This window comes from Aeromonas sp. S15(2024) (genome assembly GCF_041402265.1).
GTDB lineage: Bacteria > Pseudomonadota > Gammaproteobacteria > Enterobacterales > Aeromonadaceae > Aeromonas > Aeromonas dhakensis.
This window is the reverse complement of sequence record NZ_JBGLQY010000013.1, coordinates 101978-125644: the sequence shown is the minus strand read 5'-3', so window position 1 is coordinate 125644 and position 23667 is coordinate 101978. Positions and strand designations below refer to the sequence as shown.

General features: G+C 63.5%; 22 protein-coding genes. 8 read left to right on the top strand and 14 right to left on the bottom strand.

All coding sequences use genetic code 11. The features are described 5' to 3' along the window. Positions 1 to 217: hypothetical protein (locus ACB033_RS20200; protein ID WP_371140718.1), on the top strand; the 217-nt coding region annotated here is incomplete at its 5' end. Positions 218 to 277: 60 nt separating this feature from the next. On the opposite strand, the gene ACB033_RS20195 is transcribed toward ACB033_RS20200, so the two are convergent. Continuing rightward, entirely contained in the window at positions 278 to 805 is a 528-nt protein-coding gene (locus ACB033_RS20195; protein ID WP_005306599.1) for a hypothetical protein, read from the bottom strand. A gap of 124 nt (positions 806 to 929) precedes the next feature. Further along, positions 930 to 1394 carry a thioesterase family protein gene (locus ACB033_RS20190; protein ID WP_029306122.1) on the bottom strand — a complete coding sequence of 155 codons (465 nt, stop codon included), beginning with the start codon at positions 1392 to 1394 and terminating at the stop codon, positions 930 to 932. Positions 1395 to 1527: 133 nt separating this feature from the next. Between ACB033_RS20190 and recQ the strand changes: the two genes are divergently transcribed. Together recQ and ACB033_RS20180 are read left to right on the top strand one after the other, a co-directional pair. Then, a complete protein-coding gene (gene recQ, locus ACB033_RS20185; RefSeq protein ID WP_017781229.1) occupies positions 1528 to 3363 on the top strand; it encodes an ATP-dependent DNA helicase RecQ in 1836 nt (611 codons plus the stop codon). A gap of 36 nt (positions 3364 to 3399) precedes the next feature. Beyond that, entirely contained in the window at positions 3400 to 3510 is a 111-nt protein-coding gene (locus ACB033_RS20180) for an HRDC domain-containing protein (RefSeq protein ID WP_080631854.1), read from the top strand. An 88-nt stretch (positions 3511 to 3598) separates the two neighbouring features. On the opposite strand, the gene ACB033_RS20175 is transcribed toward ACB033_RS20180, so the two are convergent. After that, positions 3599 to 3898: a c-type cytochrome gene (locus tag ACB033_RS20175; RefSeq protein WP_139724425.1), complete on the bottom strand. Its 300-nt coding sequence runs from the start codon at positions 3896 to 3898 to the stop codon at positions 3599 to 3601. Positions 3899 to 4001: 103 nt separating this feature from the next. Between ACB033_RS20175 and ACB033_RS20170 the strand changes: the two genes are divergently transcribed. The 3 genes from ACB033_RS20170 (at position 4002) to ACB033_RS20160 (ending at position 6534) form a co-directional block, all read left to right on the top strand. After that, a complete protein-coding gene (locus ACB033_RS20170) occupies positions 4002 to 5429 on the top strand; it encodes a YdiU family protein (RefSeq protein WP_139724423.1) in 1428 nt (475 codons plus the stop codon). A 10-nt stretch (positions 5430 to 5439) separates the two neighbouring features. Continuing rightward, the gene (locus ACB033_RS20165) at positions 5440 to 5727 is read left to right on the top strand and encodes a DUF3630 family protein (RefSeq protein WP_162519806.1); all 288 of its coding nucleotides are present in this window, start codon (positions 5440 to 5442) and stop codon (positions 5725 to 5727) included. Between the two features lie 132 nt (positions 5728 to 5859). Beyond that, a complete protein-coding gene (locus ACB033_RS20160) occupies positions 5860 to 6534 on the top strand; it encodes a 7-cyano-7-deazaguanine/7-aminomethyl-7-deazaguanine transporter (protein ID WP_010635778.1) in 675 nt (224 codons plus the stop codon). Between the two features lie 270 nt (positions 6535 to 6804). Here the strand turns inward: ACB033_RS20160 and rraA are convergent, their stop codons facing one another. After that, positions 6805 to 7290: a ribonuclease E activity regulator RraA gene (rraA, locus tag ACB033_RS20155; protein ID WP_005306574.1), complete on the bottom strand. Its 486-nt coding sequence runs from the start codon at positions 7288 to 7290 to the stop codon at positions 6805 to 6807. A gap of 146 nt (positions 7291 to 7436) precedes the next feature. On the opposite strand from rraA, the gene ACB033_RS20150 reads away from it, so the two are divergent. Next, the gene (locus ACB033_RS20150; protein ID WP_139724419.1) at positions 7437 to 9290 is read left to right on the top strand and encodes a methyl-accepting chemotaxis protein; all 1854 of its coding nucleotides are present in this window, start codon (positions 7437 to 7439) and stop codon (positions 9288 to 9290) included. A gap of 57 nt (positions 9291 to 9347) precedes the next feature. Here ACB033_RS20150 and mgtE read toward each other — a convergent pair whose 3' ends face one another. From mgtE to ACB033_RS20120, 6 genes are all read right to left on the bottom strand, one after another. Then, positions 9348 to 10772, bottom strand: coding sequence for a magnesium transporter (mgtE, locus tag ACB033_RS20145; protein ID WP_041203041.1), 1425 nt, complete (start codon positions 10770 to 10772; stop codon positions 9348 to 9350). A 132-nt stretch (positions 10773 to 10904) separates the two neighbouring features. After that, a complete protein-coding gene (cysG, locus tag ACB033_RS20140; RefSeq protein ID WP_139724418.1) occupies positions 10905 to 12311 on the bottom strand; it encodes a siroheme synthase CysG in 1407 nt (468 codons plus the stop codon). Between the two features lie 12 nt (positions 12312 to 12323). Then, positions 12324 to 13136 carry a nitrite transporter NirC gene (gene nirC / locus ACB033_RS20135; protein WP_139724416.1) on the bottom strand — a complete coding sequence of 271 codons (813 nt, stop codon included), beginning with the start codon at positions 13134 to 13136 and terminating at the stop codon, positions 12324 to 12326. A gap of 51 nt (positions 13137 to 13187) precedes the next feature. Then, entirely contained in the window at positions 13188 to 13505 is a 318-nt protein-coding gene (nirD, locus tag ACB033_RS20130) for a nitrite reductase small subunit NirD (RefSeq protein ID WP_139724450.1), read from the bottom strand. Further along, positions 13505 to 16051 (bottom strand): nitrite reductase large subunit NirB, encoded by a 2547-nt coding sequence (gene nirB / locus ACB033_RS20125; RefSeq protein ID WP_162519805.1) that lies wholly within the window; start codon positions 16049 to 16051, stop codon positions 13505 to 13507. Before nirB ends, nirD begins: the two co-directional genes overlap by 1 nt. A gap of 304 nt (positions 16052 to 16355) precedes the next feature. Further along, complete coding sequence (locus tag ACB033_RS20120; RefSeq protein WP_162519804.1) at positions 16356 to 17267, bottom strand: LysR family transcriptional regulator; 912 nt, start codon at positions 17265 to 17267, stop codon at positions 16356 to 16358. Positions 17268 to 17435: 168 nt separating this feature from the next. On the opposite strand from ACB033_RS20120, the gene ACB033_RS20115 reads away from it, so the two are divergent. Beyond that, positions 17436 to 18860 carry an MFS transporter gene (locus tag ACB033_RS20115; RefSeq protein WP_139724411.1) on the top strand — a complete coding sequence of 475 codons (1425 nt, stop codon included), beginning with the start codon at positions 17436 to 17438 and terminating at the stop codon, positions 18858 to 18860. 88 nt (positions 18861 to 18948) lie between these two features. On the opposite strand, the gene hslU is transcribed toward ACB033_RS20115, so the two are convergent. The 4 genes from hslU to argS form a co-directional block, all read right to left on the bottom strand. Next, positions 18949 to 20277: an HslU--HslV peptidase ATPase subunit gene (gene hslU, locus ACB033_RS20110; RefSeq protein ID WP_005306542.1), complete on the bottom strand. Its 1329-nt coding sequence runs from the start codon at positions 20275 to 20277 to the stop codon at positions 18949 to 18951. A gap of 66 nt (positions 20278 to 20343) precedes the next feature. Next, positions 20344 to 20877, bottom strand: coding sequence for an ATP-dependent protease subunit HslV (hslV, locus tag ACB033_RS20105; RefSeq protein ID WP_139724409.1), 534 nt, complete (start codon positions 20875 to 20877; stop codon positions 20344 to 20346). Between the two features lie 186 nt (positions 20878 to 21063). Beyond that, positions 21064 to 21903, bottom strand: a complete 840-nt coding sequence (locus ACB033_RS20100; RefSeq protein ID WP_017784188.1) for an SPOR domain-containing protein — start codon at positions 21901 to 21903, stop codon at positions 21064 to 21066. 3 nt (positions 21904 to 21906) lie between these two features. After that, positions 21907 to 23652: an arginine--tRNA ligase gene (gene argS / locus ACB033_RS20095; RefSeq protein WP_043170599.1), complete on the bottom strand. Its 1746-nt coding sequence runs from the start codon at positions 23650 to 23652 to the stop codon at positions 21907 to 21909. Between the last annotated feature and the right edge of the window lie 15 nt (positions 23653 to 23667).

The following is a 23667-nucleotide window of genomic DNA, read 5'->3' as shown; positions in this document are numbered from 1 at the left end:
TTCCTGCTTTCCTGCTTTCCTGCTTTCCTGCTTTCCTGCTTTCCTGCTTTCCTGCTTTCCTGCTTTCCTGCTTTCCTGCTTTCCTGCTTTCCTGCTTTCCTGCTTTCCTGCCTCGCTGTCTCGTTTGTTGGGTTGTTCTGTGCAAGACAACCTGACAATAAAAGGGCCACCGCTCGGTGGCCCAGGGTGGAGTCTGATCCTGACTCCGGCACTCTAGATTGTGGCAATCTCTCGTTGGGTTCTGTCTATGGTGCCCTCCTTGCGCGCCAGGCGCCTGTTAGATATGCCAGTGCTGATGCCGCAATGCCTTGAAGCTGTGTTGAGGTTGCAAGGCCGCGTGCTTGGGGTACTCACTAATGAAATGTTCTATTCCCTCCATCAGTTGTTCGCGTAATGAAGACACGGGCTCATGCCAGGCTTGCAGGCACAGATGGCCAGGGATCAGCTGCTCCTGATAATCTTCCAGCAGCTGTTCTGGCCAGGGCTCAATACCGGAATTGCGTTGCAGCAAATAGTGGGCGGCGGGTTCACGGGCATAGATGAACTGAATCTGGGCCAGATCGCGTTGGCTTAGCGTTTGACTGTTGATGTGACAGGTCAGGTATTTTCCCGTCTTCAGATCCAAGAAGTGACCGCGTTGCCGACAGGCTATGATGCGATACCAAGGCAGGGGCGAACAGAGAGAGTATCCCTCAAGCTCCTGTTCCAGCCAGTGGCGACACTCGGGTGTCTGCACCTCGTCGAGCATGGACTCGAGCTGCCTCAACAAGGCTCTGGATGGTTTGGTGGCCAGTTTCGCACTCATCGCCTGCAATCCTCCCTCTGCACACAATCCCGACTTTCAGTATGAACCTGGTGGCGGCAGAGGGGGTAAGGTTTCTAATGATTAAAATCAGATTAGCAGCGTGGTTTTTATGCAATAGGCTGGCTCAGCCCACCAGATAGGTGCCGGTGCCGAAGGCGATATGAGTCCCTTCTTCGTTGTGCAGCTCCATGCGGGCAACCGCGACCTTGCTGCCGGCCCGGATGATGTGGGCGGTGGCGATGAACTCGTTGCCGCGCCCCGGTCGCAGGTAGTCGACCCGGAGATCGATGGTGCCGAGGCGGGAGAAGCGCTCCTTGAGATAGCTGGGGGAGAAGTCTTCCAGCTCGTCGATGCAGGAGGCGGCGACTATCATGCCGCCGGCCACGTCGAGCAGGCTGGCGGTGACGCCGCCGTGCAGTATGTTGTGGAAGGGGTTGCCGATCAGCTTCTCCTCCATCTTGATGCGCAGCTCCACCTTGTCGAAGTCGTAGTGGGTGACCTGCATGCCGATCAGCTTGTTGAAGGGCATCCTCTCGGCGAACAGGTTGGCAATGCCACTGAGCGCCATCTTCTTGAGCATCTGTTTCATTCCTTGAGTCCAATCCCTGTCGGCATAGCCGAGTAAAAACTCCAGCCAGTCTGCAACACTTCCTTAACAGTCGCAATGGCAGGTTTATTGTGGGCGGCGGCTGCTTTAGAATGGCGACCCCAAAGGAGAGCCCATGACCGTCATTGCCGAAACCCTGCCTGACCCTCAGCCAGAGAACCCCCTTGCCCTGTTGCAGGCGGTGTTCGGCTATCAGCAGTTTCGGCCGGGTCAGCTCGAGATCATCGAGCAGATAGTGGCGGGGCGCGATGCGCTGGTGCTCAAACCCACCGGCGGCGGCAAGTCGCTCTGCTACCAGATCCCGGCGCTGCTGCGGCCCGGGCTCGGGGTGGTCGTTTCTCCCCTCATTTCGCTGATGAAGGATCAGGTGGACAGCCTGCGCGCCAACGGCGTGGCGGCGGTCTATATCAACTCGGCCCTGAGCCGGGAGGAGATGATCCAGAACTTTGCCGCCATGCGGCGCGGCGAGATAAAAATCGTCTACGTCTCTCCCGAACGCCTGCTGCAGCACGAATTCATGGACCGGCTGGCGGAGCTGCCGCTCGGCCTGTTCGCCATCGACGAGGCGCACTGCGTTTCCCAGTGGGGACACGATTTTCGGCCGGAGTATGCGGCGCTGGGCCGGCTCAAGCAGTGGTTCCCCCAGGTGCCCGTGGTGGCGCTCACCGCCACCGCCGACGAGGCGACCCGCAGCGACATGCTGCACCGGTTGGAACTGAACGATCCCTTTATCCACACCGCCAGTTTCGACCGGCCCAATATCCGCTATAGCCTGGTGGAGAAGTTCAAGGCGGCCGAGCAGCTGTTGCGCTACGTGCAGAGCCAGAAGGGTAACTGCGGTATCGTCTACTGCTCCAGCCGCAACCGGGTGGAGGAGGTGGCCGAGCGGCTCTCCCGTCACGGCTGCAAGGCAGCTCCCTATCATGCCGGCCTGCCCCTCGAACTGCGCCAGCAGACCCAGGAGGCCTTCCTCAAGGATGACATCGAGATAGTGGTGGCGACGGTGGCGTTCGGCATGGGGATCGACAAGCCCAACGTGCGCTTCGTGGTGCACTACGACATCCCGAAGAACATCGAATCCTACTATCAGGAGACCGGTCGGGCCGGGCGCGACGGCACCCCCGCCGAGGCGCTGCTGCTCTACGATCCCGCCGACATCGGGCGGGTGCGCCGGCTGCTCGACAACATCGAAAACCCCCAGCAGCTGCAGGTGGAGCAGTACAAGCTCAACGTGATGGCGGCCTTCGCCGAGGCGCAGACCTGCCGCCGTCAGGTGCTGCTCAACTACTTCGGCGAGTACAACGACAAGCCGTGCGGCAACTGCGATATCTGCCTCGATCCGCCCAAGAGCTATGACGGCACCGAAGATGCCCAGAAGGCGCTCTCCTGCGTCTGGCGGGTGGGTCAGAACTTCGGGGTGGGCTATGTGGTGGAGGTGCTGCGAGGTTCGCTCAATCAGCGCATCAAGGATCACGGCCACGACAAGCTCTCGACCTACGGCATCGGCAAGGATCAGAGCCACGAGTACTGGATGAGCGTCATCCGCCAGCTGATCCACAAAGGGTTGTTGACCCAGAACATCACCCGCAACCTGGTGCTGCAGCTGACCGAGGCGGCCCGCCCCGTGCTGCGCGGCGAGGTGAAGCTGGAATTGGCGGTACCCCGCCTGCAGCCCATCTCCAGTCGCAAGGAGAAGCGCAACGGCCTGCTCGACAACGCCAACTATGACAAGCGGCTGTTCAAGGAGCTGCGCGCCCTGCGCAAGCAGATCGCCGAGGATGAAGAGGTGCCGCCCTACGTGGTGTTCAACGACGCCACCCTGGTGGAGATGGCGCAGCTCATGCCGATGACGGAAGACGAGATGCTGGCGATCAACGGTGTCGGTCACCGCAAGCTGGAGCGCTTCGGCGAAGCCTTTATGGACCTGATCATCGACTACTGCCGTCGGTAGGATCGACCCTGGTGGAGATGGGGTCAGCGGCGATTCATGCCGATGACGGAAGACGAGATGCTGGCGATCAACGGCGTCGGTCACCGCAAGCTGGAACGCTTCGGCGAAGCCTTTATGGACCTGATCATCGACTACTGCCGCCGCTAGGGGAGATTAGCAAGGCGTCACCGACCCGGCAGACTCAGGCCTGGGCGGCACATCAGGGGAATGGCGCCCGTTGGCCGGACGCCGTGAATTATTTCAGGCTGGCGTAATAGGCTGCCAGGTTCTCCATGTCTGCTTCGGTGAGCGGCGCCATGAAGGGCACCATCAAAGGTTCCTTGCGGCAGCCATCCTTGAAAGCCTTCAGCTGTTTCACCAGATAGGCGGCGTTTTGTCCCGCCAGATGGGGATAGTTGGGGACAAGGGCTCTCCCTTCGGCCCCATGACAGGCGGCGCATACCGCAGCCTTGGCCTTGCCAGCCTCGACATCGGCCGCCTGGGCCGGCCCCGACAATAACAGCAACAGGGGCAGGGCGCCCAACCATCTTTGCATCTTCTTCTCCTTGAAATGAAATAGCGCATCGCCCGTTAGCCACTGCTGGCCGACGGCGGTATAAAGAGTGACACGAGCATACGCAGGGACGAACCGCACCACCATGAAGCTGATCAACACTTTTGCCACCGAACTGCCCTGGGCCTGTGAGCCCGTCGCCCCCCAACCATTGCATGCCCCCGGCCTGCTGCACCTCAACCGTGCGCTGCTCGGTGAGCTGGAGCTGGGGGCGGTGAGCGATGCCGACTGGCTGGCCTGCTGTGGTCATGGCCAGCCCTTGCCCGGCATGCAGCCGGTAGCCCAGGTCTATGCGGGCCATCAGTTCGGCGGCTACAGCCCGCGTCTCGGTGATGGCCGTGCCCTGCTGCTGGGTGAGCAGCAGGCACCGGATGGCAGCCGCTGGGACCTGCACCTGAAAGGGGCGGGCAAGACCCCTTTCTCTCGGTTCGGCGACGGGCGTGCCGTGCTCCGCTCCAGCATCCGCGAGTACCTGGCCTCCGAGGCGCTGCATGCCCTCGGCATCCCCACCACCAGGGCACTGGTGCTGGTGGGCAGTCAGGAGCCGGTTTACCGCGAACAGGTGGAGACAGGCGCGACTGTACTGCGCACCGCCCCGAGTCATCTGCGCTTCGGTCACTTCGAGTATTTCGCCTGGAGCGGGCAGGGGGAGAAGATCCCGGCCCTCATCGACTATGCGCTGCGTCATCATTTCCAGGAGCTTGCGAACGGGGCCGAGCTGTTTGCCGAAGTGGTGCGCCGCACCGCGCGGCTCATCGCCAAGTGGCAGGCGGCAGGTTTTTGCCACGGGGTGATGAACACCGACAACATGTCGCTGCTCGGGCTGACCCTGGATTACGGCCCCTACGGCTTCATCGATGCCTATGTGCCGGACTTTGTCTGCAACCACTCGGATCCGGGCGGTCGTTATGCGCTGGATCAGCAGCCGGCGGTTGGCTACTGGAACCTGCAGAAGTTGGCCCAGGCGCTGGCCGGTCACGTCGATGGCGACGCGCTGGCGTCGGCCCTGGCCCAGTACGAACACCAGTTGATGCTGCACTACTCCGAGCTGATGCGGGCCAAGCTGGGGCTGGCGGTGTGGGAAGAGGAGGATCCGGCGCTGTTTCGCGAGCTGTTCAGGCTGCTGGCGGCGCACAAGGTAGATTACCACCTGTTCCTGCGTCGGCTGGGGGCGCTTACCGCTCAGGGCGACTGGCCCGCCAGCCTGCTGGCCCTGCTGTCCGACCCTGCCGCCTGGCAAGGGTGGCTTGAGGCCTATCGGGCGCGCCTCGCCCGAGAGGGGAGCGAGGATGCTGTACGCAAGGGGCAGATGGATGCGGTCAATCCCAAGTATGTGCTGCGCAACGCGCTGGCCCAGCGGGTGATCGAGGCTGCCGAGCGAGGAGACATGGCGCCGTTCGAGCGGTTGTTTGCGGCCCTGCAGCATCCCTATGATGAACAACCCGAGTACGAGGATCTCGCCACTCCGTCCCCCGCATGGTATTGCGGTGGCGAGCTCTCTTGCAGCAGTTGAGGAGCAGCCGATGAACTGGCGTGTCACGCAGATAGACAGGGAGGCCGGGGTGGTGACGCTGGAGCACCCTGCGCTCGACTGGGACAGTTTTCCAACCCTGGCTGATGCCCTGTTGCAGGAGTGGGAGCTGGTGGCGCTCGAGCGTGAGTGTGGCGCCGATCGTCACAGCTGGCTGCTGGAATTCGAGGGGAGCCGCTTTCGGCTCGAGTACGAACACTACAGCGGCTGCTGGCTGGCGGCGGAGCAGCCGGTCGATGCCGAGGTGTTGCTCTGGCTGGCCCGCCAGCATCAGGGCTGAGCAGGCGCCGCAGCCTCAACCCACCGCATAAAGATTGAACTATCAATTTGGGGGCGTATAATCTCGCCCCTCAATTATCGCCAATGGTGGCGGTATGGGTTCCCTAACCCCATTAACCAAAAAGGTCACAATATGAATCTGACCCCTGCTCAGCACCAGACGGCGCTGGTGCGCCTCTCGTTGTTCCACATCCTGATCATTGCCAGCAGCAACTATCTGGTGCAGCTGCCGATCACCATTTTCGGCTTCCATACCACCTGGGGTGCCTTCAGCTTCCCGTTCATCTTTCTGGCCACCGATCTGACGGTGCGGATCTTCGGTGCCGGCCTGGCGCGCAAGATCATCCAGACCGTGATGTTGCCGGCGCTGGCCATCTCCTATGCGCTGTCGGTGCTGTTCTTCGAGGGCAGCTTCCAGGGCGTTGGCAATCTGGCCGAGTTCAACCTGTTCGTGGCACGTATCGCCCTGGCCAGCTTTATGGCCTATCTGGTGGGCCAGTTCATGGACGTGGTGGTGTTCAACCGGCTGCGGCTGCTGAAAGCCTGGTGGGTGGCACCGGCGGCCTCCACCCTGTTCGGCAATCTGGTGGATACCATCACCTTCTTCACCATCGCCTTCTGGCGCAGCACGGATCCCTTTATGGCCGAGCACTGGGTCGAGATCGCAACCGTGGACTACGTGTTCAAGCTGCTGATAAGCCTGGGATTGTTTGTGCCGCTCTACGGCGTGCTACTGCGTTATCTCAGCCGCAAGCTGGTGGGCGAGGCTGGTTTGAGTGGCCTGCAAACGGCCACACGGCAAGCCTGACGACATTGACCACCCTTCGGGGTGGTCAATTTTTTTGCATTTATGGCAAATAAGGGTTGCTTAGTTAAATGAGAATGATTATTGTTACCTTGTTTTCCGGGAAAGACTTCATTCGTTCCAACGTGATGGACTTCTTGTGAAGGCACGACATTGCTCACATTGCTTCCAGTTAAGGGGCCAGTTTTTACTGGCCCTCTTTTTTTGTCCGCGTCCGGCAGCACGCGGGCATAAAAAATGGGAGCCTTGGCTCCCATTTTCACTCTGCTCTGCTTACTCGATGTCGAGCGCATCGGGGGAGAGGATCACCCCTGTGGTATCGGCGTAGAGATGGTCGTCCGGCAGGAAGGTGACGCCGCCGAAGTTGACCGGCAGATCGGTCTCGCCTACGTCCTTGCTGTCGGCTCCCACCGGAATGGCCGCCAGCGCCTGAATGCCGATATCCAGATCTTCCAGAATGTCGACCTCGCGCACACAGCCGTAGCAGACGATCCCTTCCCACTCGTTCTCCGCCGCCGTGGTGGCGATCTCGCTGTCGATCAGGGCACGGCGCATGGAGCCGCCGCCATCGATCAACAGTACCCGACCAACGCCGTTCTCTTTGACGAGTTCACGGATCAGGCCGTTCGATTCGAAGCATTTGACTGTGGTGATGACGCCGCCGAAGGAGGCGCGGCCGCCGAAGGAGCAGAGCATGGGTTCGAGCACATCCACCATGTCCTGATAGATGTCGCACAGTTCTGAAGTGTTGTATTCCATTGTGTCAAATCCACCGCTGGAAACAGGTGGGATCCAGTATAAGGAGTGGGACTGGCATTTCAATGAATATTCCTTGAACAACAACAGGGATAACGTTTTCTGCATAAGCTCAATGCATGCCACCCCATGTTTGTGAGAGGTTCATCGTGCTCATCCGTCATAAATTGATCCTGAATACCGCGCTGGTCGCCGTAGCCATGCTGGTATTGAGCAGCCTGTTTTTCTACTCCAACCAGGTGAGTCGCCATCTGACCGAGGCCCAGCGCAATGTGGACAGCCTCGAGATCGCCATGCTCAACCTGCGACGAGCGGAGAAAGACTTCCTGATCCGCAAGGATCCGACCTTCGTTGCCCGCTTCAATGAAGTGCTGGCTGACTTTCACCGGCTCAACCAGACCCTGAGCCAGGAGGACAACCTGAGTGCCGTGCAGGGCGAGCTGACCATGCTGGATCAGCAGATGGAGGCCTATGGCAAGGCCTTCAACGAGCTGGTGGTCCAGCAGCAGAAGATCGGGCTGGGGCCGGAGGATGGACTCTACGGTCGCCTGCGGACGGCGGTGCACGAGGTGGAGGAGGGGCTCAAGCAGCTGGATGAGCAAGGACTGCTCATCACCATGCTGCAGCTGCGGCGGGCGGAGAAAGACTTCATGCTGCGCTCCGACATCCAGTATCTGGAGCGCTTCCAGACCCTGCACATGGATTTCCAGCAGCGGCTCGCAACCTTGCCGGAGGCTGAACGCGGCAAGCTGGAGCAGGCCAGCGAGCAGTACAAGCAGGACTTCATCGCCCTGGTGCAGGGAATGCAGGTGCTGGGGCTGAATGAGGGGGAAGGGCTGCGCAGCCAGATGCGGGATCTGGTGCACCAGACCGAGCAAGGGTTCGCCGCGGTCGACAAGCACATCGCAGACGAACTGGTACGGCAGATCTCGCGGCTCAATACCCTGATGCTGGTCTGTGGTGGCGTCATCATAGTGCTGATGGGGATCATGAGCATGCTGCTGGGTCGCAGCATCGACCGCCCCATCTCGCGGGTGAACGACACCGTTAACCGCATCCGGCAGGATAACGACCTGCGCCTCAAGATTGAGCTGCAGGGGGCAGACGAGATGGCGCAGCTGGCGAGCAATCTGGACGTCATGCTGGGGGGCTTTCGCCACCTTATTGGCGACGTGAAGCAGAGCGTGCACACCCTGACCGAGGCGGCGGATCACCTCTCAGGCAACGTCCGCCGCACCAGCGAGGGGGCTGCTCGCCAGCTGCAGGAGACCGACATGGTGGCGACCGCCTCCACCGAGATGGGCTCCACCATAGAGGAGATCGCCCGCAACACCGAGCAGGCCGCCAACAATGCCCAGACCACCAACAACAAGGCGATGGAGGGGCGCAGTGCGGTGGAGAACACCGTCAGCCAGATCCGCTCCCTGGCCGACAACCTGGAAAACTCCTCCCGCGAAGTGGCCCAGCTGCAGCAGGAGAGTGAAACCATCGGCTCTGTGCTGGACGTGATCCGCGGCATCGCCGAGCAGACCAACCTGCTGGCCCTCAACGCGGCCATCGAGGCGGCGCGGGCGGGGGATCAGGGCCGCGGCTTTGCGGTGGTGGCGGACGAGGTGCGCAGCCTCGCCATCCGCACCCAGAAGTCGACCCAGGAGATCGCCGGCATCATCAGCTCGCTGCAGAAGCAGACCGGCAACATAGTGGGCATGATGGCGACCTGCCGCGAGCAAGGCAACAGCAGCTCGGAGCAGGCCAGCATGGCGGGTGAACTGCTGGAGCAGATTACCCAGGACGTCACCCACATCATGGACATGAGCACCCAGATTGCCGCCGCCATCGAGCAGCAGAGCCTGGTGGCCAACGAGGTGAACCGCAACGTCAACAACATCCGTGACATCGCCCAGGAGTCGAGTCTGATGGCGGAGGAGAACGCCAAATCGAGTCACGGCCTGACCGAGCAGGCCAAGCTGCTCAACCAGGCGGTGGCCAAATACCGGGTATAGCGGCCGCACCGAATGAACAAGGGAGCCATGAAGGCTCCCTTTTTGTTGCAGACCGGATTAAAGCAGGAACAGGGTGGCTAGCCCCAGGAAGATGAAGAAGCCGCCGGTGTCGGTGATGGCGGTGATCATCACGCTGGCGCCCACCGCCGGGTCGCGCCCCAGCCGGCTCATGGTCATGGGGATGATGACCCCCATCAGCGCCGCCACCAGCAGGTTGAGCATCATGGCGAGCGTCATCACGGCGCCCAGCGCCGCATCCTGATAGAGGATGTAGGTGGCGACCCCCATGGTGCCGCCCCAGACCAGGCCGTTGATCAGGGCCACCCCCAGCTCGCGCCACAGTAGGAAGGAGACGTTGCCGGTCTGGATGTGCTGCAGCGCCAGCGCCCGCACTATCATGGTGATGGTCTGGTTGCCGGTGTTTCCGCCGATGCCGGCGACGATGGGCATCAGCGCCGCCAGCGCCACCAGCTGGGAGATGGTGTGCTCGAACAGGCCGATCACCCGCGATGCCACGAAGGCGGTGCAGAGGTTGATGGCGAGCCAGGCCCAGCGAGTCTTGACCGCCTTGGAGACGGGCGCGAACACGTCCTCCTCCTCGCTGATCCCCCCCATCCGGCGCAGGTCGGTATCGCTCTCCTCATAGACCAGATCCACCACCTCGGCGACGGTGAGGCGGCCCATCAGCTTGCCCCTGGCATCCACCACGGCGGCGGAGACCAGATCGTCCCGCTCGAAGGTACGGGCGGCCGCCTCATCGTTGTCTTCCGGATCGAAGGTGACCGGATCCTTCTCCATCACGTCGCTCACCCGGGTCTCGGGTCTGTGCAGCAACACGGTCGTGAGCGGCAGTTCTCCCTGCAGCCGGTTGCGCCGGTCGATGACGAACAACTTGTCGGTGTTGTCGGGGATCTGGCCGCGCAGGCGCAGGTAGCGTTGCACGGTAGCCAGGGTCACATCCGGACGCACAGTCACCAGGTCGAAGTCCATCATGGCACCAACCGTGTGCTTGCCGTAGCGGATTACCTCCCGCACCCGATCCCTGTCCATGGGAGCCATGGAGGTGAGCAGCCGCCCCATCAGGTTGCGGGGCAGGTACTGGCCCAGATAGATCTGATCGTCGATGTCGAGGGTGCTCAGGGCATGCAGCAGCTCCTTGTCGCTCATGCCGCTGATGAGGCTGTCCCACACCGTCTCCGAGGCCTCCACCAGGATCTGGCCGTGCTTGTCCGCATCCACCTGTTGCCACAGTACGTGGCGTTCGTCCGGCGGCAGGGACTCCAGCGCATCGGCGATATCGGCGGCGGGCAGGCTGTTGACCAGTCGGGTGAGCTCGCTGGTCTGGTTCCGCAGTTCGGCGTCCTGCTCCCCTTGCGGGTCGAGCAGGCTGTCGGTGAGGGCGTCGTCGGCGAGCAGCAGGGTGAGGATGCGGGCTCTGTCCTGTTCACGCTGCTTGGCGTTGTTCTTGGCGGGGAGAGACATGAAACTGAATTCCTGAATTCGGTGGTCCGGCTGACACACCCCATAGGATACCAGACTCAAAACAAGAGGTTATGACAGTAAATGCAGGAAAAGAAACGCCACCCCTGGGTGGCGTTTGCATATGAGGTGATATCAGGCCGAAGCCAGCGCCCTCTCCGTGGCAGCCCCTTGCCCGAACCAGGCGAGGGAGTCAGCCAGGGTTACCACCGAGCCCACCATTATAAGGGCCGGGCTTTCGACGCCGATGGCCAGCTCGGGCAACTGATCGAGGGTGCCGCGAATGACCCGCTGGCTCGGCTGGGTGCCGCGCTCGATCAGCGCCACCGGGGTGTCGCCCCCCTTGCCGTGGGCCAGCAGCTGCTCGCGGATGGTGGCGCAGGATGAAAGCCCCATGTAGAACACCAGGGTCTGCTTGTCTTTGGACAGCAGCGGCCAGTCGAGATCCTGGGCGCCCCCTTTGCCGTGGGCGGTGACGAAGCGCACGCTCTGGGCGTGATCGCGGTGGGTCAGCGGAATGCCGGCGTAGGCGGCGCAGCCGCTGGCCGCGGTGATCCCCGGCACCACCTGAAAGCCAATGCCAGTACCAACGAGCGTCTCCAGCTCCTCGCCGCCGCGGCCGAAGATAAAGGGATCGCCCCCCTTCAGCCGCACCACTCGCTGCCCCTTCTTCGCCTGCTCCAGCAGGAGCTGGTTGATCCCCTCCTGGGGCACGCAGTGGTTGCCTGCCTGTTTGCCGACGAAGATTCGTTTGGCGTCGCGGCGCACCAGCGCCATCACCTCGTCGGAGACCAGGCGGTCATAGACCACCACGTCCGCCTGCTGCATTTGGCGCAGGGCGTGCAGGGTGAGCAGGCCTGGGTCACCGGGGCCGGCTCCCACCAGCACCACTTCGCCAGCGGTGTGGCTCTCGTCAGCAAACAGGTTGTCGGCCAGCTGGTGGGCAGAGGCTCTATCCCCCCGAGCCAGCGCTTGCCCGAGCCGATCCGCCCCGAGCAGCCGTTCCCAGAAGCGGCGCCGCTCCCCCATGGTGGCGAAGCGCGCCTTGACCCGATCCCGCAGGCTGCCGGCAAAGGCCGCCACGGCCCCCAGATGCTGGGGCAGCATGGCTTCGAGTTTCTCCCGAAGCAGCCGGGCCAGCACCGGCGCCTTGCCGCCGGAGGAGATGGCCACCATCAGGGGCGAGCGGTCGATGATCGACGGCATGATGAAGCTGGAGCGTTTCGGGTCATCCACCACGTTGGCAAAGATCCGCGCCTGATTGGCGCTCTGGTAGACCAGGGCATTCACCTCGCGCCGATCGGTGGCGGCCACCACCAGCCACTTGCCCGCCAGTTGCGCCGGTGCGAATTCACCGGCCAGCCACTCGATGCTGCCGTTGGCAGCCAGTTCAGCCAGCTCGGGGTCTAGCTCGGGAGCCACGACTGTGAGCTGGGCACCGGCATCCAGCAGCAGGCGCGCCTTGCGCTCCGCTACCTCGCCGCCGCCGACCATCAGCACGGGTTTGTTGTCGAGTCGGCAAAAGATGGGCAAGTAGTCCATGGGGCCTCCTGATCAGGCGGTTTGGGTCTGGCTGGCAGTGGTGGTGGTTTCGGTCACGGCAACCGGGCGCTCAGCCTTGGGGGTGGCATACCAGTAGCCGAGTCCCATGAAGAGGGCGCCGGAGACGGTGTTGCCCAGGGTCACCCACAACAGGTTGTGGCCGATGCCGCCCAGGGTGTAGGCCTCGGAATGGGCGCCGAACCAGGAGAGGGCGAACAGGGTCATGTTGGCGATGGAGTGCTCGTAGCCGGAGGCGATAAAGGCCAGCAGGCACCACCAGATGGCGATGAAGCGGGCCGCCCCTTCGGTGCGCAGCGCCATCCAGATGGCGAGGCAGACCAGCCAGTTGCAGAGGATCCCTTTCATGAACAGGGTCAGCGCCGGTGCCTGGGTCTTGGCCAGCGCCACCTTGTGGGCCAAACTGCCCGCGTCCGGCAGCAGGCTGCCGCCATAGGAGTAGATCAGCGCCACCGCGATGGAGCCGAGCAGGTTGCCGGCCCAGGTCTGGGGCAGGATGCGCAGCAGATCTACCATGGAAATCTTGCCGGTCTTCACCCCGAAGGTGAGGAACATGGTGTGGCCGGTGAACAGCTCGGAGCCGGCGATGATGACCAGGGTCAGGGCGATGCCAAAGGTGGCCCCCATCACCAGCGGACGGATGCTCGGATCCACCAGGTTGCCCAGGGTGAAGATGAGGATGATGCCAAGGCCCACATAGGCCCCCGCCATGGCGGAGCTGAGCCAGAAGCCAAGCTTGTCGCTGCGCTCGAAGCGGTTGATGCGGGCCGCGTTGGCGGCGCACTTGTTGATGGTTTCGGTATACATCTTTGTTTCCTTCAAGAGGGCCGCCCGCGGGCAGCCCTGATGTTCATGGTGTTAGACGGCGACCCAGACCTGCTGGTCGCGCACTTCAATGGGGTAGCTCTGTACCGACATAGCGGGGTTGTCGAAGCAGTGGCCATCGCTCAGGCGAAAGCGCTGCTTCTTGAGGGGGCTGGCCACCCAGAGCTCGCCGTCGTGTTCGCAGAGGATGCCCCGCGACAGCACGTTGGCGGCGAAGAAGGGATCCCGGTTGTCGATGGCGAATACCTCCGCCGCCGCGCTCGGGCGGAACAGGGCGATCTGGCGACCCTCAATGAGCGCACAGACGCCGGTGCCAGGGAGTATGTCGTTGAGTTGGCAGGCAAGTTTCATCATTGGGTTTTCACCTCGATCTGGTAGACGGGGATGCGCTCGGCCGGAGTGGCCGGTCGATGCTGCGCGCGCTCGGCGACGAACTGGACGTCCGGATCGCGCTTGTCGCTGTTGATGAAGTGGCTGAAGCGCTGCAACGCCTGCTCTTCGTTGAGGGTGCGTGACCATTCGCATTCGTAGCTGTCGATGAGGGTCTGGATATCGCGCTCCAGCGTCTCGGCCAGCCCCAGCTTGTCGTCGACGATCACCTCGCGCAGGTAGTCGACGCCCCCTTCCAGGTTGCCGAGCCAGACCGAGGTGCGCTGCAGTTTGTCGGCGCTGGTGACGTAAAACATCATAAAGCGGTCGATCAGCTTGAGCAGGGTCTCGCGGTCGAGGTCAGAAGCCAGCAGATCGGCGTGGCGCGGCTTCATGCCGCCGTTGCCGCCCACATAGAGGTTCCAGCCCGCGTCGGTGGCGATGATGCCGACGTCCTTGCCCTGGGCTTCCGCACATTCACGGGTGCAGCCGGAGACGCCGAGCTTCATCTTGTGGGGGGTACGAATGCCCTTGTAGCGGTTCTCGAGGAAGACCCCGAGGCCGACGCTGTCCTGCACGCCGAAGCGGCACCAGGTGCTGCCGACGCAGGTCTTGGCCATGCGCAGCGCCTTGGCGTAGGCCTGACCGGTTTCGAAGCCCGCTGCCAGCAACTTGCGCCAGATGGCGGGCAGATCATCCTTCTGGGCCCCGAACAGGCCGATGCGCTGGGCGCCGGTGATCTTGGTGTAGAGCTTGTAGTCGCGGGCCACTTCGGCCACCGCCAGCAGCCCTTCCGGGGTCACCTCACCGCCAGCCATGCGCGGGATGACGGAGTAGGTCCCGTCCTTTTGCATGTTGCCGAGGAAGATGTCGTTGGTGTCCTGCAACTGGGTGTTGAGCGGGCTCAGCACGTAGTCGTTCCAGCAGGAGGCGAGGATGGAGCCGACGGTCGGTTTGCACACCTCGCAGCCATGACCCTGACCATGCCTGGCCAGCAGCTCGTCGAAGCTCTTGATCCCCTCCACCTTGACCAGATGGAACAGCTCCTGGCGGGAGTGGGGGAAGTGGGCGCAGAGGTGGTTGTTGACCTCGATGCCCTGCTTCACCAGTTCGGCGTTGAGCACCTGGCTGATGAGGGGCACGCAGCCGCCGCAGCCGGTACCGGCCTTGGTATGCTGCTTGATGGCGGCGAGCGTGGTGTGACCCTCGGCGACGGCCTTGGCGATGTCGCCCTTGGAGACGTCGAAGCAGGAGCAGATCTGGGCGCTCTCTGGCAGGGCATCCACCCCCAGGGTCGGCTTGGCACCGGCGTAGGCGGGCAGGATCAGGGTGTCCGGGTGGCTCGGCAGGGGCAGGGCGTTGAGCATCATCTGCAGCAGGTTGCCGTAATCCTCCACGTCACCTACCAGCACGGCGCCGAGCAGACGGCTGTTGTCTTCGCTTACCACGATTTTCTTGTAGACGCCGGCCTGGTCGTCCTGGAACACATAGCTGTGGCTGCCCGGGGTGCGGCCGTGGGCATCGCCGATGGAGCCGACGGAGACGCCGAGCAGCTTGAGCTTGGCGCTCATGTCCGCCCCTTCGAAGCGGCTGTCGCCGCCAAGCAGATGGTCGACGGTGATCTGGGCCATCTTGTAGCCCGGGGCCACCAGGCCGAAGAAGCGGCCCTGCCAGGCGGCGCACTCGCCGATGGCATAGATGTCGGGGTCTGAGGTGAGGCAGTGATCGTCGATGACGATGCCGCCGCGTTCGGCGATGGCGAGATCACCGTAGCGGCCGAGGGTATCTTGCGGGCGAATGCCGGTGGAGAAGACCACCACGTCCACTTCCAGCTGGCTGCCGTCGGCGAAGGCGAGGCGGTGTTTCGCCTGCTCGCCGCCATGCATCAGGATCTCGCTGGTGCTCTTGCTGGTGTGCACCTGCACGCCCATGGATTCAATCTTGCGGCGCAGCAACTGGCCGCCCTGGCCGTCGAGCTGTTCGGCCATCAGTACCGGGGCAAACTCCACCACGTGGGTCTCGAGACCCAATGCCTTGAGGGCACCGGCCGCTTCCAGGCCAAGCAGGCCGCCCCCGATCACCACCCCGCTCTTGCCGCTCTTGGCGGCGTTGCGGATGGCTTTCAGATCCTCGATGGTGCGATAGACGAAGCATTCGTGGTGCTGACTGCCCTGAATGGGCGGCACCCAGGGGTAGGAGCCGGTGGCCAGTACCAGCTTGTCGTACTCGACCACGGTGCCCTTGTTGGAGTGCACTTCGCGGTTGGTCCTGTCGATTTTTTTCACCGCTTCGCCGAGCAGCAACCGAATGCCGTGCTTGTCGTAGAAACCGGGTTTGACGAGGGAGAGATCTTCGCTGGTGTGGTGGGAGAAGTAGGAGGAGAGATGGACGCGATCGTAGGCGGGACGGGGTTCTGCACCGAAGACGGTGATCTCGTAGCGGCCCGGCTCAGCCCGCTCGATCAACTCTTCTATGAAGCGGTGCCCCACCATGCCGTTGCCCACAACGACCAGTCTGACTTTGCTCATGATTGCCTCTAGTTTGGAGTAATAAAACATCATTCTGAGGCTAGGCTACCCAGTCGGCAGGGGCGGGCGATTGATGCAAATCAAGTGTCTATTTATATATCCCCTCAGGGGTAATTCCTGATAATTCAAAGCTATACATAAATAGGTATACCAGTGGTGCAATTGGTTATGGCGTGGGGATCGGGGCCAGCGTCGCAGGGGCTGCCTGGCTGACCCTGCAAAGAAATGCCCATACCGTCAAAAAGCGTGAAAAATTCCTTCATGGGATGACGGCAGCCATGGGTTGTCAGCAGAACCGGGGGCGTCAGGGAAGGGGGCGGTAAGGCTCCTGGGCGCAGATATCGCGGATGAGGGTGCGCAGCCAGCGGTGGGCCGGGTCGGCATCCAGCCTGGGGTGCCAGAGCAGGGCGACCCGGATCGCTGGCAGCGCGAAGGGCAGGGGACGAACAACCAGATCCCCCAGCAGGGCGACGCAGTGACGCTCAGGCACAGTGGCCACCAGATCGCTGCCGCGCACCAGCGCCAGCGCGGTGGCAAAGCCGGGCACCAGGGTGGCGACGGTGCGCGAGAGCCCCTGCTTGGCCAGCGCCTCATCGACCGGGCTGTGGGGTTGGCCACGGCGGGACACCAGCACGTGGCGCGCCCCGGCGTAGCGGCTGGCGGTGAGCGGGCCGTCGCACAGTGGATGACCGGGGCGCAGCACGGCGACGAAGTGGTCCTGAAACAGGGCCTGGGTACGCAGCTCGGGCGCCGTGGTGGCGCTGATGACCCCGGTCTCGAAATCCAGCTCGCCGCTGCGCAAGGGGCCGCTCTCCTTGTCCGGCTTGGCCAGAAAGTGGAGCCGTACTCCGGGGGCCTCGGCGGCGAGTCGGTTCAGCAGGGCGGCGCCGAAGAGTTCTACCAGCCCCTCGCTGGCACGCAGGGTGAAGGTGCGCTCCAGCCGCGCCGGGTCGACCTCCTGCCGGGGGCTCAGCATGCTCTCTGCCTCCTGCACCAGCCGACCGACCTGCTCGCGCAGCAACTGGGCTCGAGGGGTCGGCACCAGGCCGCGGCCGGCCCGCACCAGCAGCGGATCGCCGGTGGTCTCCCGCAATCTTGCCAGGGCCCGGCTCATGGCTGAGGGGCTCAAGCCCAGTCGTCTGGCGGCGCCGGCCACGCTGCCTTCGTCCAGCAGGGCATCCAGGGTGATCAGCAGGTTGAGGTCGGGAGTGCTCATGTGCATGCCTTCATCGGAGTGGGAGCAGAGGGGCCAGCTTCATCATACCCGAGAACGGGCACCCTCATATGGCGTCCGCTGCATTGATAAGCTGCAACTGGTGCGTCTTCCGCCTGCTCACCGGCCCCACTAGCCTTGTCGTCATCACCCCTATGTGGAGCCCGGCTCATGTCAACATCAACCCATTTGCCGCCCCTGGCGGCGCCTCGTCTTGGTCTGCTGGCGCTTGGCCTCGCCACCCTGTTGCCCATGCTGGCGGCCAGCATGGGCGGCATCTTGCTGCCGGCATTGGGGGCGGCCTTTCATCTGCCCTTCGCCATCTTGCAGTGGGTGCTGGTGGCTTACCTGCTGGGGCTCACCTGCCTGACAGTGGTGGCCGGCCGGCTGGGTGACAGGTTCGGCCGGCGTCGGCTGCTGCTCTGTGGCATGGGGGGCTTTGCGCTGGCCTCCCTGCTCTGCGCGCTGGCGCCGACCATCGGTTGGCTGATCGCCGCCCGGGTGCTGCAGGGGGCGAGTGCGGCCTGCATGCTGACGCTGTCGCTGGCCATGGTGGGGCAGCTGGTGTCACCGGCCAGACGGGGCTGGAGCATGGGATTGCTCGGCACCCTGTCGGCCTGCGGCACGGCGCTGGGCCCCTCGTTTGGCGGCCTGCTGCTGGAGGTGGCGGGCTGGCAGGCTGCCTTCCTGGCGCTGCTACCCCTCGGCCTGCTGGCGCTGCTCTGTGCCCGTGCCGGTCTGCCCGATGACGGGGCGAGCGGGCAGGGGGCACGACTCAACCTGGCCAGCCTGGGGTGGCTGCTGGTGACGCTGCTGGGCTACGGGCTGGCGCTCACTGCGACAGGCGTCCCGGCCCTCTGGCTTGGGGGCGGGGCGCTGCTGGCCGCCGCCTGGCTGGTGCGCAGCGAACTGGGCTCCCCCGCCCCTCTGTTGCCGTTGGCATTGCTGCGAACCCGGCGGCTGCGCGGCGCTCTGGCGGCCAGTGCGCTGGTGGCCGGGGTGATGGTGGCGACCCTGCTGATCGGTCCCTTCTATCTGCAGGGGGTATTCGGGCTCGGCCCGCTGACCAGCGGGCTGCTTATCTCGGGTGGACCCCTGCTGGCGGCACTGAGCGGGATGCCAGCCGGTTGGCTGGTGGACAGGGTCGGCGCCATCACAGTGGTGCGACTGGGCTTGCTGGTGATGAGCGTGGCTGTGGTGCTGCTGGCCACCCTGGGCAGCGGCGGGGGCCCGATGGGATACCTGCTGCCCGTGTTGCTGCTGACTGCCGGCTACGCCCTGTTCCAGACCGCCAACAACAGCCTGGTGATCGGCGCCGCCGACGAACAGACCCGTGGTGCCGTGGCCGGGTTGCTGACCCTGTCGCGCAATCTGGGCCAGCTGACGGGGGCGGCGGGGCTGGGGGCCCTGTTTGCCGCCCTGGCGGGAGGCGGCAATCCGGCCGTCGCCAGTGCGAGCGAGCTGGCGTTCGCCATGCGGGCCACCTTCGCCCTGACGGCTCTGCTGCTGATGAGCGCACTCTGGCTGGCGGGAAGAGGTGAACGCGACGTACCGGGCAATGCGACCCGGGAAGGCTGCGAGCTGGGAGGGCGCTGAAAACGAAGACGCCTCCACAGGGGAGGCGTCTTGCTACGGGGTTGAGCAGGATAGTAAACCGCTCGGATCCTCGTCTTCGATCAAGCTGTTACAGGATAAAGCGGCTCAGATCCTCGTCTTCAATCAGCTTGCCGAGGTGGGCGTTGACGTAGTCGGTGTTGATGACAAAGGTCTCGCCGGACTTCTCGGAAGCGTCGTAGGAGATGTCTTCCATCAGGCGTTCCATCACGGTGTGCAGACGGCGGGCGCCGATGTTCTCGGTGCGCTCGTTGACCTGCCAGGCCGCTTCGGCCAGGCGGCGGATACCGTCCTGGGTGAACTCGATGTTGACCCCTTCGGTGGCCATCAGCGCCTTGTACTGATCGGTCAGGGAGGCGTTCGGCTCGGTCAGGATCCGCTCGAAGTCTTCGGTGGTCAGCGCGGTCAGCTCGACCCGGATCGGCAGACGGCCCTGCAGCTCGGGGATGAGGTCGGACGGCTTGGCGATCTGGAAGGCGCCGGAGGCGACGAACAGGATGTGATCGGTCTTGACCATGCCGTGCTTGGTGTTGACGGTGCAGCCCTCGACCAGCGGCAGCAGGTCGCGCTGAACCCCTTCACGGGAAACGTCCGGGCCTGAGCTCTCGCCGCGCTTGCAGATCTTGTCGATCTCGTCGAGGAAGACGATGCCGTTGTTCTCGACGGAGGCGATGGCCTTCTGCTTCAGCTCTTCCGGGTTGACCAGGCGGGCCGCTTCCTCTTCGATCAGCGCCTTCATGGCCTCTTTGACCTTGATCTTGCGCTTCTTCTTCTGGTTCTGGCCCAGGTTCTGGAACAGCCCCTGCAGCTGGTTGGCCATCTCTTCCATGCCCGGCGGGGTCATGATCTCGACGCCCATTGGGGAGGCGGAGAGCTCCAGCTCGATCTCCTTGTCATCCAGCTGCCCTTCCCGCAGTTTCTTGCGAAAGATCTGGCGGGTGTTGGAGTTGTCGGCCTTCTCTTCCTCGCCCCAGCTGTTGCGCGGGTTGGGCAGCAGGGCGTCGAGGATGCGCTCTTCGGCGGCTTCCTCGGCGCGGTATTTCATCTTCTCCATCTCGGTCTCGCGCACCAGCTTGATGGCGACATCGGTCAGATCGCGGATGATGCTGTCCACTTCCTTGCCCACATAGCCCACTTCGGTGAACTTGGTCGCTTCGACCTTGATGAAGGGGGCGTTGGCCAGCTTGGCCAGGCGACGGGCGATCTCGGTCTTGCCGACACCGGTCGGACCGATCATCAGGATGTTCTTCGGGGTCACCTCGTGGCGCATCTCCTCGGAGAGTTGCATCCGGCGCCAGCGGTTGCGCAGGGCCACGGCCACCGCACGCTTGGCGTCGGCTTGACCAATGATGTGTCTGTCCAGCTCGTGGACGATTTCTCTCGGGGTCATCTCGGACATGATGGTGTTCCTGTATCCGGGGCGGGCAGGGCCCACCCCTTGGAAAATGGGGTTTGGCTGGCGGCCTTATTTGGCGGTGTAGTCCAGCACTTCGATGGTGTGGTTGCCGTTGGTGAAGACACAGATGTCGCCCGCAATCTTGAGGGACTTCTCGACGATGCTCTTGGCATCCAGCTCGGTGTTCTCCAGCAGGGCGATGGCGGCGGACTGAGCGAAGTTGCCGCCGCTGCCGATGGCGATGAGATCGTGTTCCGGCTGCACCACGTCACCGTTGCCGGTGATGATGAAGGATTTGTGCTCGTCGGCGACGGCCAGCAGCGCCTCGAGGCGGCGCAGGGCGCGATCGGTGCGCCAGTCTTTGGCCAGCGCCACGGCGGCGCGCTCCAGGTTGCCCTGATGGGTCTGCAGCTTGGCCTCGAAGCGCTCGAGCAGGGTGAAGGCGTCGGCGGTGCCGCCGGCAAAACCTGCCAGCACCTTGCCGTTGTAGAGGCGATGAACCTTGCGGGCGTTGCCCTTCATGACGGTGTTGCCAAGAGAAACCTGGCCATCGCCACCGATGACGACCTGACCGTTGCGGCGAACTGAAACTATGGTAGTCACTTTACTTACCTCGCTTGAGCCGAATGACGGCCTGACTGTGCATGGCAAGAGAGATGGGGATGGCAATCCGGCTTTTCAAGCCTGCGCGCTGGCGCGGCCAACGGGGTTGGCTGGGAGTGGTGGCGACTGGCACCAAAAGAAACAGGGCCAGGTGTTGCCACCCGGCCCTGTTTATGGACGCTGCCATCACCCCTTCTTGGGGATGCAGCCGCTGATGCCTGAGCCCTGCAGCTTGCGGTTGGCCGCATCGGCCGCCGCCTTGCCGCTGAAGGGGCCCACCATCACCTTGTAGACGGCGCCACCGGCCCCGTTCACCACCTGCAGGCTGGAGGAGAGCCCGGCGGTGAAGGCGATGCGCGCCTTGAGGGATTCCGCGGAATCCTGCGAACGCAGGGCGGCGCACTGCATCATGTAGCGCTCGTTGTCGGCCGCGGCAGGCGGAGTCGCTGCCTTGGCCTTGGCGGCCTCGGCCCGTTCCCGCTCCAGTTCGGCGCGCAACTCCCGCTCCATCCGATCCCGTTCGGCCTTGCGGTCGATCACCTGCTCCTGGGCACTGGCTACCGGCGCGCCGGTAGCCGGCTTGGCCGGTTGTACCGGTTGCGGCTTGTAGGGCTGTACCTGGCCGATGGGGGTTCCAGGCTGAGGAATATTGGTCGGCACCGGCTGCGGCAGCTTCTCCGGCTGCAGGGTCATGGTTTCCGCCGGGGGGGGCGGCAGCACGCCCGGCTGGGGCGGCGGCTCGACGATGTCGACCTGCTTGTTCTCCAGCCGTTCGATGTAGCTCCACTTCTCCTGCGGCAGGCCGTTGCTCTGGGCCTTGGGCTTGTTGGCTTTCACCTGCTCCTCAATGGTGGGGGCGTCGTTGCCCTTGCCACTGATCATGTAGAGGAAACCGCCGAACCCCGCCAGCAACACTACGGCCAGCAGGGCCGGGATAACAGGAAAGCGGCGAGGTGCCGCTTTCTTGGTGTTGCGACCACCCGCCCGACGTCGCGGGCGGCTGCCGACATAATCCCGGGTCGCCATCTATTACATGCGCTCCAGGGTGTGGATGCCCAGTACGCCCAAGCCCAGCTTGAGGACCTTGGCGGTGGCGGCGCACAGCAGCAGACGGCTCTGACGGGTCGCCTCGTCCACGCCATCCTTGTTGATCGGACAGGCTTCGTAGAAGGTCATGAAGTTGCCGGACAGCTCGTACAGATAGGTACAGAGCAGGTGCGGCATGCCCTTGTCTGCCACGCCGTTGACCGCGTCGGAAAACTGGATCAGCTTCTGGGCCAGGGTCTCTTCCGCTTCTTCGCTCAGGACCACCTTGCCGCCCAGGGTATCGGCATCGACGCCGGCCTTGCGGAAGATGGACTGGATCCGGGTGTAGGCATACTGCAGGTAGGGTGCGGTGTTGCCTTCAAACGACAGCATCAGATCCCAGTCGAAGATGTAGTCGGTGGTGCGGTTCTTGGAGAGATCCGCATACTTGACCGCGCCCATGGCGATGGCGTGCACCACCTGGGCCTTCTCCTCTGCGGAGAGGTCGCTGTTGCGGCTCTCCAGCAGGGCGGCGGCGCGCTCTTCCGCCTCATTCAGCAGATCGACCAGCTTGACGGTGCCGCCGGAGCGGGTCTTGTAGGGACGGCCATCCTTGCCCAGCATCATGCCGAAGGCGTGGTGCTCGAGGGGCACGGATTCCGGCACATAGCCCGCCTTGCGGGTGATGGTCCAGGCCTGCATCAGGTGCTGGTGCTGGCGGGAGTCGATAAAGTACATCACCCGGTCGGCGCCCAGGGTCTCGTAACGATACTTGGCACAGGCGATGTCGGTGGTGGTGTAGAGGAAGCCGCCATCGCTCTTCTGGATGATGACGCCCATGGGCTCGCCATCCTTGTTCTTGAACTCGTCCAGGAAGACGACGGTGGCGCCTTCACTCTCGACCGCCAGGCCGCGCGCTTTCAGATCGGCGACGATTTCCGGCAGCATGTCGTTGTACATGGACTCGCCCATGATGTCCTTGTTGGTCAGGGAGACATTCAGGCGGTCGTAGTTGCGCTGGTTCTGCTCCATGGTCATGTCGACCAGCTTCTTCCACATGGTGCGGCAGTACTCATCACCACCCTGCAGCTTGACCACGTAGTTGCGCGCGCGCTCGGCGAACGCTTCGTCTTCGTCGTAGTGACGCTTGGCCTGGGTGTAGAAGGCTTCCAGATCGCGCAGCTCCATGTCGGAGGCGTGCTCGTTGGCCATCTTCTCCAGATAGGCGATCAGCATGCCGAACTGGGTACCCCAGTCGCCGATGTGGTTGGCACGCACCACCTTGTGGCCGAGGAACTCGAGGGCACGGGCAGCCACGTCACCGAGGACGGTGGAGCGGATGTGATGCACCGCCATCTCTTTGGCCACGTTGGGGGCGGAGTAGTCCACCACCACGGTCTGCGGGGTTGGCAGCTTCACGTTGGCGTTGGCGGAGGTCACCATGGCCTCTACCTGACCGGCCAGCCAGCTCGGGTCGAAGAAGAAGTTGATGAAGCCGGGGCCGGCGATCTCGACCTTGGCGATCAGGTCGGAGGCGGGCAGGTGCTCGATGATGGCAGCGGCCAGCTCACGGGGATTCTTGCGGGCCGGTTTGGCCAGCAGCATGGCCAGGTTGGTGGCCAGGTCACCGTGAGCCTTCTCCTTGCATCGGTCTACTTGCACGCGGGCTTCCAGGTCCGCCGGCAGGATGCCCGCTGACTTGAGATTGGCTACCGTTTGTTCAAGTAGATGATGAATATGCTCTTTCATAACTGACCACCAAGG

What these genes read in the sequence shown, in the direction of transcription:
- ACB033_RS20115 (WP_139724411.1), top strand. Translation starts at nt 17,436, where the DNA reads ATGTCAACATCAACCCATTTGCCGCCCCTGGCGGCGCCTCGTCTTGGT.
- nirC (WP_139724416.1), bottom strand. Translation starts at nt 13,136, where the DNA reads ATGTATACCGAAACCATCAACAAGTGCGCCGCCAACGCGGCCCGCATC.
- ACB033_RS20170 (WP_139724423.1), top strand. Translation starts at nt 4,002, where the DNA reads ATGAAGCTGATCAACACTTTTGCCACCGAACTGCCCTGGGCCTGTGAG.
- ACB033_RS20165 (WP_162519806.1), top strand. Translation starts at nt 5,440, where the DNA reads ATGAACTGGCGTGTCACGCAGATAGACAGGGAGGCCGGGGTGGTGACG.
- ACB033_RS20160 (WP_010635778.1), top strand. Translation starts at nt 5,860, where the DNA reads ATGAATCTGACCCCTGCTCAGCACCAGACGGCGCTGGTGCGCCTCTCG.
- ACB033_RS20195 (WP_005306599.1), bottom strand. Translation starts at nt 805, where the DNA reads ATGAGTGCGAAACTGGCCACCAAACCATCCAGAGCCTTGTTGAGGCAG.
- ACB033_RS20180 (WP_080631854.1), top strand. Translation starts at nt 3,400, where the DNA reads ATGCCGATGACGGAAGACGAGATGCTGGCGATCAACGGCGTCGGTCAC.
- nirB (WP_162519805.1), bottom strand. Translation starts at nt 16,051, where the DNA reads ATGAGCAAAGTCAGACTGGTCGTTGTGGGCAACGGCATGGTGGGGCAC.
- mgtE (WP_041203041.1), bottom strand. Translation starts at nt 10,772, where the DNA reads ATGTCTCTCCCCGCCAAGAACAACGCCAAGCAGCGTGAACAGGACAGA.
- ACB033_RS20190 (WP_029306122.1), bottom strand. Translation starts at nt 1,394, where the DNA reads ATGAAACAGATGCTCAAGAAGATGGCGCTCAGTGGCATTGCCAACCTG.
- ACB033_RS20100 (WP_017784188.1), bottom strand. Translation starts at nt 21,903, where the DNA reads ATGGCGACCCGGGATTATGTCGGCAGCCGCCCGCGACGTCGGGCGGGT.
- recQ (WP_017781229.1), top strand. Translation starts at nt 1,528, where the DNA reads ATGACCGTCATTGCCGAAACCCTGCCTGACCCTCAGCCAGAGAACCCC.
- ACB033_RS20175 (WP_139724425.1), bottom strand. Translation starts at nt 3,898, where the DNA reads ATGCAAAGATGGTTGGGCGCCCTGCCCCTGTTGCTGTTATTGTCGGGG.
- rraA (WP_005306574.1), bottom strand. Translation starts at nt 7,290, where the DNA reads ATGGAATACAACACTTCAGAACTGTGCGACATCTATCAGGACATGGTG.
- nirD (WP_139724450.1), bottom strand. Translation starts at nt 13,505, where the DNA reads ATGAAACTTGCCTGCCAACTCAACGACATACTCCCTGGCACCGGCGTC.
- cysG (WP_139724418.1), bottom strand. Translation starts at nt 12,311, where the DNA reads ATGGACTACTTGCCCATCTTTTGCCGACTCGACAACAAACCCGTGCTG.
- ACB033_RS20120 (WP_162519804.1), bottom strand. Translation starts at nt 17,267, where the DNA reads ATGAGCACTCCCGACCTCAACCTGCTGATCACCCTGGATGCCCTGCTG.
- argS (WP_043170599.1), bottom strand. Translation starts at nt 23,652, where the DNA reads ATGAAAGAGCATATTCATCATCTACTTGAACAAACGGTAGCCAATCTC.
- hslU (WP_005306542.1), bottom strand. Translation starts at nt 20,277, where the DNA reads ATGTCCGAGATGACCCCGAGAGAAATCGTCCACGAGCTGGACAGACAC.